Source organism: Nocardia sp. NPDC060220, from assembly GCF_042727815.1.
Taxonomy (GTDB): Bacteria; Actinomycetota; Actinomycetes; order Mycobacteriales; family Mycobacteriaceae; genus Nocardia.
This window is the reverse complement of record NZ_JBHWZY010000103.1, coordinates 1-12,397: the sequence shown is the minus strand read 5'-3', so window position 1 is coordinate 12,397 and position 12,397 is coordinate 1. Positions and strand designations below refer to the sequence as shown.

General features: G+C 67.5%; 11 protein-coding genes and 1 pseudogene. 7 read left to right on the top strand and 5 right to left on the bottom strand.

The window, feature by feature from the left end; translation table 11 throughout:
- Nucleotides 1–463 (top strand): annotated as a pseudogene (locus tag ACFWF3_RS08055) (alpha/beta hydrolase); the annotation flags it as partial.
- Here the strand turns inward: ACFWF3_RS08055 and ACFWF3_RS08050 are convergent.
- Complete coding sequence (locus tag ACFWF3_RS08050) at nucleotides 448–870, bottom strand: PaaI family thioesterase (RefSeq protein ID WP_379312983.1); 423 nt, start codon at nucleotides 868–870, stop codon at nucleotides 448–450. The pseudogene ACFWF3_RS08055 and the gene ACFWF3_RS08050 overlap by 16 nt on opposite strands.
- A 55-nt stretch (nucleotides 871–925) precedes the next feature.
- Between ACFWF3_RS08050 and ACFWF3_RS08045 the strand changes: the two genes are divergently transcribed.
- On the top strand, nucleotides 926–1,543 hold the full coding sequence (locus ACFWF3_RS08045; RefSeq protein WP_379312982.1) for a TetR/AcrR family transcriptional regulator: 618 nt from the start codon (nucleotides 926–928) through the stop codon (nucleotides 1,541–1,543).
- The gene (locus tag ACFWF3_RS08040) at nucleotides 1,533–2,249 is read left to right on the top strand and encodes an HD domain-containing protein (protein ID WP_379312981.1); all 717 of its coding nucleotides are present in this window, start codon (nucleotides 1,533–1,535) and stop codon (nucleotides 2,247–2,249) included. The genes ACFWF3_RS08045 and ACFWF3_RS08040 overlap by 11 nt, the downstream gene beginning before the upstream one ends.
- A 39-nt stretch (nucleotides 2,250–2,288) precedes the next feature.
- Here ACFWF3_RS08040 and ACFWF3_RS08035 read toward each other — a convergent pair whose 3' ends face one another.
- Nucleotides 2,289–3,749, bottom strand: coding sequence for a phospholipase D-like domain-containing protein (locus ACFWF3_RS08035; protein WP_379312979.1), 1,461 nt, complete (start codon nucleotides 3,747–3,749; stop codon nucleotides 2,289–2,291).
- A 53-nt stretch (nucleotides 3,750–3,802) separates the two neighbouring features.
- Nucleotides 3,803–4,906 carry an alanine dehydrogenase gene (gene ald, locus ACFWF3_RS08030; protein ID WP_378989780.1) on the bottom strand — a complete coding sequence of 368 codons (1,104 nt, stop codon included), beginning with the start codon at nucleotides 4,904–4,906 and terminating at the stop codon, nucleotides 3,803–3,805.
- Nucleotides 4,907–5,088: 182 nt separating this feature from the next.
- Between ald and ACFWF3_RS08025 the strand changes: the two genes are divergently transcribed.
- The 3 genes from ACFWF3_RS08025 to ACFWF3_RS08015 all read left to right on the top strand — a co-directional run bounded on the left by ACFWF3_RS08025 (nucleotide 5,089) and on the right by ACFWF3_RS08015 (nucleotide 7,790).
- The gene (locus ACFWF3_RS08025; RefSeq protein WP_379312984.1) at nucleotides 5,089–5,538 is read left to right on the top strand and encodes an Lrp/AsnC family transcriptional regulator; all 450 of its coding nucleotides are present in this window, start codon (nucleotides 5,089–5,091) and stop codon (nucleotides 5,536–5,538) included.
- A gap of 60 nt (nucleotides 5,539–5,598) precedes the next feature.
- On the top strand, nucleotides 5,599–6,876 hold the full coding sequence (locus ACFWF3_RS08020) for an MFS transporter (protein WP_379312977.1): 1,278 nt from the start codon (nucleotides 5,599–5,601) through the stop codon (nucleotides 6,874–6,876).
- 98 nt (nucleotides 6,877–6,974) lie between these two features.
- Nucleotides 6,975–7,790 (top strand): cyclase family protein, encoded by an 816-nt coding sequence (locus tag ACFWF3_RS08015; RefSeq protein WP_379312976.1) that lies wholly within the window; start codon nucleotides 6,975–6,977, stop codon nucleotides 7,788–7,790.
- 6 nt (nucleotides 7,791–7,796) lie between these two features.
- Here the strand turns inward: ACFWF3_RS08015 and ACFWF3_RS08010 are convergent, their stop codons facing one another.
- Nucleotides 7,797–9,353, bottom strand: a complete 1,557-nt coding sequence (locus ACFWF3_RS08010; protein ID WP_379312974.1) for an FAD-binding oxidoreductase — start codon at nucleotides 9,351–9,353, stop codon at nucleotides 7,797–7,799.
- Between the two features lie 121 nt (nucleotides 9,354–9,474).
- Complete coding sequence (locus ACFWF3_RS08005) at nucleotides 9,475–10,266, bottom strand: GTP pyrophosphokinase family protein (protein WP_379312973.1); 792 nt, start codon at nucleotides 10,264–10,266, stop codon at nucleotides 9,475–9,477.
- Nucleotides 10,267–10,520: 254 nt separating this feature from the next.
- On the opposite strand from ACFWF3_RS08005, the gene ACFWF3_RS08000 reads away from it, so the two are divergent.
- The coding region (locus ACFWF3_RS08000) for an AMP-binding protein (RefSeq protein WP_379312971.1) at nucleotides 10,521–12,397 on the top strand (1,877 nt) is incomplete at its 3' end.

Genomic DNA, 12,397 nt, shown 5'->3' with positions numbered 1-12,397 from the left:
GGTCAACGGGGTCCTCCACTTCGAGGCCTTCGGTCGCATCATCGGCGGCCCCGCGGTCCGCTTCCTGGTCCGGCGGCTCAACCTCCTCGTGAACGGGTTCATTCCCACCGGCCATCGACGGCGAAAGCCGACCGCAGCCGAAATGACGCACTACCGTCAGGCGCTCGGCACCCCTGAGCGGCGCCAAGCCTGCGCCGTGCTTCCCGGCCGGGTTCTCGCGAGCCGGGACTTCTTCGCCGAGGTCGAGGCCGGGCTCGGCGACGTCGCTCAGCTGCCGACGCTGATCGTGTGGGGCGATGCCGACATCGCCTTCCGTGCGCAGGAGCGCGAGCGTCTGGAAGCGACGTTCACCGACCACAAGACGGTGATCGTCGAGGGCGCGGGCACCTACGTCGAATCCGACGCACCCGAGGAGTTCGTCGCCGCGATCCGCGACTGGACGGCGATTCAGCCCACTTTGTAAGTGCCGCCGCCCGCCGCGATCAACCGACCGTCATCGGTGGCGACGATGTCGACCCGGCAGGTGCTGAGCCGGCGGCCCGCGCGCAGGCGGGTGCCGATGATGTCGATGCTTTCGGCGCGGGCGGGCTGGATGAAGTCGATCGACATCGAGACGGTGACGCCGCGCAGCTGCTCGGGCAGGCGCGCGCCTGCCCAGGACGCGGCCATGATGCCGATGTCGATGCAGCTCGCGAGGGCGCCGCCGTGAACCATGTCGCCGACCGTGACGAGTTCGTCCCGGAACGGCATGCGCAGGCGGGCCCGGCCTTCGTCGATGTCGATGAGCTCGATGCCCATGTGCTGGACGAAAGGGGATTGGGGCAGGAACAGCGACATTGCTTCGCTGCCGGTGCGGGGGGAGGTGATCATCGAGACTCCTATCGGAAGTTGACTACGATATCGGAATGAGACTACGGTATTTCGTATGACGTTGGAACCCCCGACAGACCGACGAAAACGCCGGACACACACCGCCGTTCTCGATGCCGCGCAGATCCTGTTCCAGCGAGAGGGCTACCGCGGCACCACCATCGACATGCTCGCCGGTGAGGCCGACGTCGCGGTCAGTTCGATCTACGCCAACTTCCGTGCGGGCAAGGCCGATGTGTACGCCGCGCTGGCGTGGCGCATCGCGACCCGCCATGCGGAGGCGATGTCCGCACCGACCGGCGACGAGCCGATCCCGCGCGACGAAGTGGCCGCCGTCTTCGACCGCTACGTCACGTTCCATCGGGAGAACCCGCTCGCGCTGCGCATTCTGGCGCTGACCGACGTCGATATCGGCGAATCCGAACTGGCGGCGAAAGCCAAGACGCAGATCGACGGTGTGCTGGGCGGGTTGGTCGAATCCTTCGCCGCCGCAGTGCGGCGCGGGGGATGCGATGTCGACGCCCGTGCGCTGGTGCTGGTTTCGTGGGCCGCGGGCAACGGTGCCTACTCGTTGTTCCAGCGACGGATGGTCGACCGATCGACCCTGGATGTCATGCTCGGTATCGCCCGAGCCGATCTTCTTTCCCATGTGGGCGGCCCCGATGAAGCGTGACGGCGAGCTCAGCCGACGGCAGCAGATCCGTACTGTGAGTGCGGCATCGGTCGCGCAGACCATGGCCCTGCCCCATCTCGTTCGCGGGCTGCGTCGCGGCGGCGACGTTTCTGGGTGGCCTGTTCCGGTACCGCCGGATTCGCGGCTGTGTCGCTCCGCGCTGGACCAGGCGACGGAAGTGCTCACTCCGGCGCTGCTCGCGCACAGTCTGCGATGCTGGGAATTCGGTACGGCCTTGGCGCAAGTGGACGATCTCGCGCCCGATCCTGAGGCGCTCTACCTCGCGTGCGTCCTGCACGATGTCGGAGTGGGTGCGCCCGGCGATGCGACGACGGGGTGTTTCGCCCTGCTCGGCGCCAACCGGGCTCGCGCGTTCGTCACCGACCGGGGCGCTACCCCCGAGCTGGGCCAGTGCGTCCATACCGCCATCGCCCGGCACATGGATCCGCGTACTCCGCGCGAAGACGGCGCCGAAGCGAGGTTGCTGCACGACGCCGCCCACCTGGACGTCGTCGGGCTGCGCGCCCACCACCTCGATCCCGGTCAGATCGCCGAAATCCACGCCCGCCACGGACGCGACGGATTCAGTAGCGAGTTCGCCGCCGCGATGCGCCACGAAGCGCGCGTCCGCCCACGCTCGACAGCGGCGACACTGTGGTGGGCGGGAATGCCGATCGCCATCGCGCTGAATCCCCTCGATCGCTGACGGCGGTCGAGGGGGCAGGCAGCGATCAGGAAACCCGAATCAGTCGGTGCGGACACCCCGGGCCGGAAACAGGCTGTCCCACAGTCGCGTCGGGGTTCGCTCGGGATCCATCAAGTCGTTCTCGGCCAGGGGACTGTCCTCGTTCTCGACGGTCGCCGGCTCGAATCGTTTCAGGGTCCGGCCGTCGCCGCGCAGTGCCTCGACGGTGCGCACCAGCGAGGATGTCTCGGCGAGCGTGGCATCGAACTTCGCGGGTTCGGCGTCGAGATGTTCGCACAGCAGCGTGCGCCGGATGCCGAGGATGGTCTCGCGCAGTTGCTCACCGTCTGCGGTGGCAGGGGTGACCTCGACGGCCAGATCGCATTCGGTGTCGAATCCCATCGAACGGTTGTTGAGATTCGACGATCCCACCCGCAGCAGGCGGTCGTCCATCACCAACACCTTGGCATGGACATAGATGGGCGCACCGGCGGCGGTGACGGGATAGTAGACGCCGAGCCGATTCTCGGTGTCGGCCTTCCACAGCAGGTGCAGCAGGCGGCGGCGGGCTCCATCCATGGCCTGTTGCTCGAGCCAGCCGTCGGCGTTGCGGGGCAGTACCAGCACGACCTCCGGGCCGTTGCGCTCGCGCAGGCGGGTCGCGATCGCCTCTGCGAGCGTGCGCGAGGCGAGGTACTGGCTTTCGATGTAGAGCGACCTGGTGGCGCCCGCGATCGCCGCCAGATACAGCGCCTCGATCTCGCGAACTTCGGCGCGGTCGGCGAGTTCGGGCAGCGTCCGCGCGATACCGACATCGACCGACCGCATCGTCGGTTCCAGGCCCTCCGGCCACGGAGTGTCCCCGGCGATCTCGCCGAGCGGGTCCAGTTCCCGGCCGGTGGCCGCTTTCCATCTGGCACGAGCCAGCTCGCCGATGGCTTTCGCCGCATCCCCGTCGACGGCGGTGGTCGCGTCGTGCCAGGGACCGTAGCGGTTGCCGTTCGGCGCGGTCCGGAAACCGTTGTCGTCGCGGTGGTCGCTGGTGTCCCAGCGATCGACAGTCATGTCGATGCCGCCGCAGAACGCGAGCCGGTCATCGATCACCACGATCTTTTGATGATGCGCCGACCCGATCGGGTGCGCGGCGTCCATTTCGAAGTGCAGCCGACGGTCGGTCAGCCAGTTGACGACGAAGATCGGTGTCATCCCGCGGCTCATCGCGGTGAACGCGCCGATGTTCCACTTCAGCAGATAGATCTCGAGGCCCGGGCGATGCCGCGGCAGCCAGGACAGGAATTTGCCCAGCCGCTCTGGTCCTTCGAGGGTCTTGCCGTGTGGTTCGAATTTGATCCGGGTGTCGAAATCCCAGCCGATCAGCACGATGCGCTTGCGGGCTTGCAACATCGCCGACTTGGCATGGCGGAAGTAGTCCGCCGCGTCGACGATGCATGCCAGCCGGTCCGCCTCGGCGATCTGCCAGCAGGTTTCGCCGGGAGAAAGGATCGGTTGCTCGTCGCGCATGGGTAAGTCAGTTCTTTCGTCCGTCCGGCCACCCGTCCCCGCAGGTGAACGATTCACACTACTGCGTGGACCCCTAGGTCGTGGGCCGCGGCGACCGCGGCGTTGGTGAGGTTGCCCGCATGGGTGTTCAGGCCCAGCGCGAGACCGGGATCTTCGGCGCAGGCGCGTTCCCAGCCCTTGTCGGCCAAGGCCACCACATAGGGCAGGGTGGCGTTGGTGAGTGCGTAGGTCGAGGTGTGCGGTACCGAGCCCGGCATGTTCGCCACGCAATAGAACGTCGTTTCGTGGACCGGATAGGTCGGCTCGGCGTGGGTGGTGGGGTGGGTGTCTTCGAAGCAGCCGCCCTGATCGACCGCGATATCGACCAGCACCGAACCCGGCTTCATCTGCGCGACGAGGTCGTTGCTCACCAGCTTCGGGGCGGCGGCGCCGGGGATCAGCACAGCGCCGATCACCATGTCCGCCGCGCGGACCTGCTCGGCGATCGCCAGCTTCGACGACGCCAGGCCGCGCACACGGTTGTTGTAGCGCCAGAACGACATCCGCAACTTGTCGAGATCGGTGTCGAGCAGGGTCACGTCCGCGCCCATACCCAAGGCGATGTTGGCCGCGTTCTGGCCCGCGACGCCCGCCCCGATGATGACAACCTTGGCCTGGTCGACACCGCCGACACCGCCGAGCAGCACTCCGCGACCACCGTAGGGCTTCATCAACGCGTGCGCGCCGACCTGCGGCGCCAGACAGCCCGCGACCTCCGACATCGGATACAGCAACGGCAGCGCCCCGGACGGCAGTTGTACGGTCTCGTAGGCGATGGCCGTAACCCGATGCGCCAGTAGCTGTTCGGTCAACGGCCGATCCGCGGCCAGATGCAGGTAGGTGAACAGGGCGAGTCCTGCGCGCAAGCGGTGATACTCCTGGGCGACTGGCTCTTTGACCTTCAACACCAGGTCCGCCCCGGCCCAGACGTCGTCGGCCGCGGTGAGGATCTGTGCTCCGGCCGCGAGGTATTCGGAGTCGGGAATCGACGATCCCACCCCGGCCCCGGCTTCGATGATCACGTGGTGACCGTTCGACACCAGTTCGTGCACGCCGATCGGTGTGATCGCCACACGAAACTCGTTGTTCTTGACTTCCTTGGGGACACCGATGCGCATGGAAGCTCCTCCTCGAGGATGTTCGGGTTCTGACACGAGCATCAGCGATAAGCACAGCAATCAGCGATAAACTCTGCACGATCAGCGGAATTGGGCGTCTGAGCTGAGTATCCTGCGGTGATGGCGTCGCGACAGCAACCCCGACCGCACCCCGTGCAGCCGTTCCGGGGTCGCCGTCGAGCCTGGACGACATCGACCGTCAGCTGCTCGCCGAACTCGCCGAGGACGCGCGCGTACCCAACAACGTCCTGGCGGCCCGGGTGGGCATCGCCGCGTCGACCTGTTCGCTGCGGCTGCGCAGGCTCCGCGAACTCGGTGCGATCCGCGGCTTCTACACCGACATCGCCCCGGAGGCGCTGGGGCTGCCCCTGCAGGCGATGATCTCGGTTCAGGTCCAGCCGGCGGCGCGGGCGCGAATCGGTGAACTCAGCGCCAAGCTCGCCGCGCTGCCGGGTGTGGTGAACGTGTACTTCCTCGCCGGGACGGTCGACTTCTTGATCCAGGTGTCGGCGGCCTCACCGGACGCGTTGCGCGAGTTCGTCACCCAGGAGCTCAGCGCGACCCGCGAATTCGCCTCGACCGAGACGAGCTTGGTCTTCGAACACATTCGCAGCCCACCGCCCACCCGCTGAGATCGGATCACGCAGAGCCTGTGCACTGTGCCCGCGTGAACTCTCTGCGACGATGTGCCCATGAGCACCACCACCCGACCGGGTGTGATCACGGCAGGCACGCTGGTTCTGTTGTCGTCGCTGTACTTCGCGCAGGGGCTGCCGTTCGGCTTCTTCACCCAGGCGCTGCCGGTGGTGTTGCGCGAATCGGGCTATTCGCTGGTGGCGATCAGTGCCTCGGGGGTGCTGTTCCTGCCGTGGGCGCTGAAGTTTCTCTGGGCGCCCTACGTCGATCGCTACGGCACCCGGCGCACCTGGCTGCTGGTGTTGCAACTGCTGTCGGCCGCGGTCGCGCTGGTGCTGGCCTGCCTGGATCTGTCGTCCTCGCTGCGATGGTTGTTCGCGGGCATCGTGGTGGTGAATCTGCTGTCGGCGACCCAGGACGTGGCGACCGACGGTGTGGCCGTGCGATTACTCGGGCCGCGAGAGCGTGGGCTGGGCAACGGGATCCAGGTCGGTGCCTATCGCATCGGGATGATCGTCGGCGGTGGCGCCCTGCTGTGGTTGTTCGCACTGGCCGGGTGGCGGGCACTGTTCCTGGCCATGGCGGCGCTGATCGTGCTCACCACGGTGCCGGTATGGCTGATGCGCGAGCGGGTCGCGGACCGGCTGCCGGCACCGAAACCCGCGCGGTTGCTCGGCGCCTGGTGGACCCGATTGCGCCGCCCCGGCATGCTGGCCTTCATCGCGTTGATCGGCGCCTTCAAATTCGGTGACTCGATGGCCGCGGCGCTCACCGGTCCCTTCCTGTCCGACGCCGGACTCGGCCTCAGCGAGATCGCGCTGATCAAAGGCGTCCTGTCCTCGGCGGGTGCGCTGGCGGGCGCGGCCATGGGCGGCTGGCTCGCCTACCGCTACGGCCGTCGGCAGGCGCTGCTGATCGGCGGTGTCACCCAGACCGCGAGCATTGCGCTGTATCTGGTCGCGTCCCTCGGCCTCGGTGGCTTCGAACTTCTGGTCGCGGCAAGCCTGGCCGAACACATCTTCGGCGGTGCCGCCACCGTCGCCGTCTTCGCGCTCATGATGGACGCGTCCGAATCCGAGCACGCGGGCAGCGACTACACCCTGCTCGCCTGCGCGATCGTCGTCGTCCAAGGCATAGCCGGGATGGCCGCGGGTCTCATCGGCGACCTGGCCGGATATCCCACACTCTTCGCCACCGGTCTCATCCTCTCCGGACTCGGTTGCGCCGCGATGATTCTCGGCCTGTCGCGGGGTCTCGGTCCCACCGGCCTGCACCGAGCCCTCGTGCCGACGGACAGTCCACGACACGACGGCGACCGCAGCGCCGTCCGGTAGCCCGGCGAACGCGGTCCACCTGGTCGACCGGAAATCCCGGCCTTGCCATCGACGCCGATCAGAGGCCGTACCGGGCTCGCTCGGCTATCTTGAGTCCGATGTGCTCGCCGGAGATCGTTCGTCTCGCCCACGAGAGTGCGCCGCAGCCGAGTCGGCGGGCGGTGTTCGGTCTCGCGGGCCTCACCGCATTGGCCGCGGTGGCGCCCGCCCCTGCCGTCGCCGCGCCGCGCTCCGGCGTCGTCGACCTCACCCACACGCTCACGCCGCAACTGCCGGTGTGGCCGGGTAATCCGCCGATGGCCATGGTCCCGGTGGCCTGGCACGAGGCGGGTGGGTTCGGGCAGTTCGCGCTCAGGTACTGGGAGCACACGGGAACCCATCTCGACGCGCCCGCGCATCGGATCCCCGGCGCCACGACCACCGATGTCCTCGCTGTCGACGACCTCGTCGCGCCGCTCGTCGTCCTCGATATCAGTGCCAAAGCCGCCGTCGACGTCGACGCGGTGGTGACCATCGCCGATATCGACAGCTGGCGATCACGGCACGGTGACATCCCCGAGCGGGCCTTCGTCGCGATGTATTCCGGCTGGGAACATCGCCTCGACCGACCGTCGACCTTCCTCAATCTCGACGAGCGCGGCACACCACACGCGCCGGGATTCTCCGCCGAGGCCGCGCGATACCTCGTCGCGCACTGCGGAATCGTCGGCGCCGGAGTCGACACGCTCAGCCTGGATTGCGGTGCCGATCCCGAATACGGTGCGCACACAGCCTTTCTCGGCGCGGGGCGCTACGGGGTGGAGATGCTCGCCAATCTCGCCACGGTCCCGGCGACGGGCGCGACGATTGTCGTCGGCGCACCGAACCACGCGGGCGGCACAGGCGGACCGTGCCGGGTGCTCGCCCTCACCTGACCACCGTCACCAGTCCGGTCGACCGATCGACAGTCGGTGCCGGAAAATGTTTCCCGGATCCGCGGCCGCCTTGACTCGGAGCAGTCGCCGATAGTTGTCGCCGTAATAGAAGGCGTGCCACGGCAGACCGGAGGTGTTCCATTCGGCATCGGCCAGATCCGGGTCCGGGTAGTTGATGTAACTGCCGCCGTAGGCCTTGTTCGGCACCGGAACACCACCGGTTTCGGCGTGGACGTCGCGATACATCTCGCGCGCCCAGCGCACATACCGGTCGTCATCCGACGGCAGTCGCCACGATGCGTGGATCAGCATCTTCATGAACGAATCCCGGGCCGGCATCGCCGTCGTGTCGCCGGCGACGGCATTGATCGCGCCGCCGAACGGCAGGAATTCGAGCTGGGACTCACCGAGGAAACGGAGATCGGTGATGGAGCGGTAGAAGATTCGGAGTTGATCGGGGGAGTACGCCGTGCGCAGATAGGCGGCTTTGACCTTGACGCGCGTGGTGTTCACGCCCTTCGCGTAATACACCTGGTTCACAGTGTCGGCGTAGGACAACTGGGCGAGCGGGGTGAGAATGGGCGGCGGGAACACGCCGTCGCTCACCGTGGCGACGAATTCGTCGAAACGGGTTCGCGCGTGCGGTGTTCCGGCATCGAGCAGGATCAGCATCTCGGCCGCGCCGGTGCCGGTCGTCCGGATCATCAGCGGCGCGTAGAGACCGGCGAAGTCATTGCCGGGGGCGCTGTGGCGTTCGAAGAACCCGAGATAGTTGGTGAGTAACCGGACGAACGAATCCTCGGTCGTGATCGGCAGGATCAGTCGCGCGTTGAGCATGCTGCCCGGCGGCTTCGGTAGCGCGTGTGCCGGGTCCGCGCCGTCTGATTCGGGCGACCGGAGCAGATACCGGGTCACCACACCGAAATTGCCGCCGCCGCCACCGGTATGCGCCCACCACAGATCGCGGTCTGGGCCATCGCCGGTCGCGACCACGATGTCCGCCGTGCCGTCGGCATCGACGGTGACGACTTCCACCCCGGCCAGGTGATCGGCCACGAGTCCGAAGCGTCGCGACAGCGGGCCATAGCCACCACCGCAGACGTGACCGCCCATCCCGACGCCGAGACAGATCCCACCCGGCACGGTGACGCCCCAGCGGTGCAGGGCGTTGTAGACGGTGCCGATGTCGGCGCCGGCGTCGACGGAGAACGCGCGGTGCCGCTCGTCCCAGAACACCGCGTTCAGCCGGCCGAGGTCGATGATCGAACGGGTCCGGTCGTTGTCGACGAAATCATCGAAGCAATGTCCGCCTGAGCGCGCCGCGATCGGCGAGCCCTCGGCCACCGCCCCGGCCACCGCGCGACGAACCTCCTCGGCGCTGGAAGGCACGAAGATCTTCGCGGGTCGAGCCACGAAGCGTCGGTTGTAGCCGCGCGCGGCCAGCGACTGGAACTCGCTCGTGCCGAGCACCGGCTCCTCGGCGCGGCTCACGGGCACACCCAGCGCGGCCGCTGTGCCACCGGCCGCGGCCGCGGCGATCAACTGTCGACGGGAGAGCGCCACCGGGTTCCTTTCGCGCCGTGTTCGAGGATCTGCTCGGACAGTAGCGGAATCGCCAGGGGGTGGACGCCAGAAATGCGGCGCGGTCGCAGTGGTTGTGAGGTCGATATCGAAGCCGGTGGCGTCAGGTCGGCGGATCGGTGGGGCGCAGGTAGACGGGGTGGCCACCGGTGAGGCTGTTGTACAGCACGCTGAGGTCGAGGGAGTCCGTGGTCGGCTTCGTCTTCGGGGGTGCGCTGCGGTCGACCTGGCGGTGGAGCGCTTCCATCTTCTCGTCGAGCTGGGTGGCGACCTCGGCGGCCTGGGCCAGGTCGGTGCGCAGGTTCGGCGGGACCTCGCCGCGGTACTTGTAGTAGATCTTGTGCTCGAGGCTGGCCCAGAAGTCCATCGCGATCGTGCGGATCTGGATCTCGACCGGAATCAGCTCGGTGCGGTCGGAGCGGAACACCGGGATCGACACGATCAGGTGCATGCTCTGGTAGCCGTTCGGCTTGCGGTGGGTGATGTAGTCGCGCTCCTCGAGGACCGTGATGTCTTCCTGACCGGCCAGCATGTCCCGGATCGTGCCGATATCGGAGATGAAGCTGCACACCACCCTGACCCCGGCGATATCGAGCACGTTCTCGCGGATCGCCGCCAGATTCATCGCGTAGTTCTTGCGACGGACCTTCTCGAGAACACTCTCGGGCGACTTGAGCCGCGACCCCACATGTTCGATCGGGTTGTACTCGTGGGTGTTGTTGAAGTCCTCCCGCAAGATGTTGATCTTGGTCGTCACCTCGTCGATCGCGAACTTGTAGCCGAGCATGAAGTCGACGAACTGCTCCCTGAGGATCCGCAGGTCATCGATGCCGACGTGGCCTCCGTCGCCGAGCGGGCCGTCATCGGAGCTGGGGTCGCGCTGCCACTGTTTCATCGTCCTCCATTGTGCCGTCCTTCCCGCGAACACCTCGACTGGTGCGTGCGGCATCACGTTGGCACCTCTCACAGCTGCTGGGTGATCCGGTTCGTTCGGTGACCAGAATCCGTAGATATTTCGTTTGCCCACGGGCAGGCAGGCTGATGATGACTTCTGGTGCAGTGCCTGACGACGGGCACCGTCACGGCACGGGGGCCGAGGCGAGCAGGCACTACCCGGCAATGTGGCCGGGCTGAGGAAAGCGCGCAGCAATGCCCAGTGATGTCGTCGATGTGTCCGTGGAGTTCTCCATCCCACGCCGGGCTCTGTGGGATGTGTTGCTCGAACCGCAGAGTTATCCGCGGCTGTGGGCCGGGATCGGGGGGTGCGATCGGCTGCTCCAGCCGGACGGGAGCACCGTGTGGGAGGTCAGAATCGGGGACCGGGCCGCGGGCGTGCGGCGAACGGGGCTGGCACTGACCATCGGTCGCTGGTACGAGAGTTTCGAACTGCACAACCCCGAATCGGGCAGTTTCGCCCTGGTCCGGCTCACCGGCGACGAGCAGCGCACCCGGGTGAGCGTGACCGTCTTCGCGGCGCCGCGGCTGCACCCGACGCTCGCGGGGGTGACGAACTCGGTGATCATCGGGTGGGTCAAGGACGGGCTGCGCCGGGCGGCCGACGTCGTGGGTGGCGCACGGACCTCGGTGGTGGCCAATGGCAACCGGGCACCGATCCGGCGCAAGTCCGAAATCGTGCGCTGGTGGGTGCAGTCGGGCCAGGTGTCGCCGCCGCTGACGTCGGCCAGGCAGCTGCGCTCGCTGTACCGGTGGGGATTCAATCTGGCGGGCGGCTACGCCGCAGGCGCCGCGCACAGCCCGGACCAGGTCGCGCTCGTCGACGACACCAGCACCGCCACCTTCGCCGAAACCGACAAGCGGACCACCGCGTTGGCGGGTGCGATGTACGAGGTCGGGCTGCGTGCGGGCGACGCGGTGGGGCTACTGGCCGGAAATCATTGCGGCATGGTCGAATCGATGGTCGCGGCGGGCAAGCTCGGGGTCGACGTCGCGCTGCTGAACTCGGGACTGTCGGGGCGGCGGATCGAGGACATCGTGCAGCGGCACCGGCTGTCGGCGTTGTTCGTCGACACCGATCTGGCGCATCTGGTCCAGTACCTGCACACCGATCTGCCGCGCTTCTTCACCGACGACGCGCCCGCCGACCCGACCCGGATCACGATCGAAGACCTCATCGCGGTCCGCCACACGAAGTTCCCCGTCCCGACGGTGCCCGGACGTCAGATCGTGCTCACCTCGGGCACCAGCGGCACCCCGAAGGGAGCGCGGCGCCCGCACCCGAAGGGTTTCGACACGTTGGTCGCGCTGCTGTCGCTGATTCCGATCCACGCCGGCAGCACCATGATGATCCCGGCGCCGCTGTTCCACACCTGGGGGCTCTCCGCGCTGCAATTGAGCACCGCGGTGCGAGCCACAGTGGTGCTGACCCAGGGCTTCGACGCCGAGGAATGCCTGCGCCGCGTCGCCGAACACGGGGTGCACACGCTCATCGCGGTGCCCACGATGGTGCAACGCCTCGTCGACCTGCCCGAGCAGGTACGACAGCGGTACGACCTGAGCAGCCTGCGGCATGTGATCAGCTGTGGCGCGCCGCTCGCGGCGGTCACCGTCGACCGGTTCCTCGACGACTACGGCGACGTCCTCTACAACCTCTACGGGTCCACGGAGGTCTCCTGGGCCAGCGTGGCCGGGCCCGACGACCTGCGCGCCGCACCGACGACGGCCGGACGTCCGCCGCTGGGCACCAAGATCGCCATCCTCGATGCCGAGCACAAGGCGGTGCCGGTCGGCGTGGTGGGGCGGATCTTCGTCGGCAATCACATGCTGTTCGACGGTTATGTCAGCGATTCCCCGCCCGAGGAATCCGACGGCATGATGGACACCGGCGACCTCGGCTACCTCGATGCCGAGGGCAGGCTGTTCGTGGCGGGCCGCGACGACGAGATGATCATCTCGGGCGGTGAGAACGTCTTCCCGCGCCCGGTGGAGGAGGCGCTGGCGCACCTGCCGCAGGTCACCGATGTCGCGGTGGTCGGCGTGCCGGATCGCGAATTCGGGCCCGGCAACAC

What these genes read in the sequence shown, in the direction of transcription:
- ACFWF3_RS08045 (WP_379312982.1), top strand. Translation starts at nt 926, where the DNA reads ATGACGTTGGAACCCCCGACAGACCGACGAAAACGCCGGACACACACC.
- ACFWF3_RS08035 (WP_379312979.1), bottom strand. Translation starts at nt 3,749, where the DNA reads ATGCGCGACGAGCAACCGATCCTTTCTCCCGGCGAAACCTGCTGGCAG.
- ACFWF3_RS08020 (WP_379312977.1), top strand. Translation starts at nt 5,599, where the DNA reads ATGAGCACCACCACCCGACCGGGTGTGATCACGGCAGGCACGCTGGTT.
- ACFWF3_RS08040 (WP_379312981.1), top strand. Translation starts at nt 1,533, where the DNA reads ATGAAGCGTGACGGCGAGCTCAGCCGACGGCAGCAGATCCGTACTGTG.
- ald (WP_378989780.1), bottom strand. Translation starts at nt 4,906, where the DNA reads ATGCGCATCGGTGTCCCCAAGGAAGTCAAGAACAACGAGTTTCGTGTG.
- ACFWF3_RS08050 (WP_379312983.1), bottom strand. Translation starts at nt 870, where the DNA reads ATGATCACCTCCCCCCGCACCGGCAGCGAAGCAATGTCGCTGTTCCTG.
- ACFWF3_RS08005 (WP_379312973.1), bottom strand. Translation starts at nt 10,266, where the DNA reads ATGAAACAGTGGCAGCGCGACCCCAGCTCCGATGACGGCCCGCTCGGC.
- ACFWF3_RS08015 (WP_379312976.1), top strand. Translation starts at nt 6,975, where the DNA reads ATGTGCTCGCCGGAGATCGTTCGTCTCGCCCACGAGAGTGCGCCGCAG.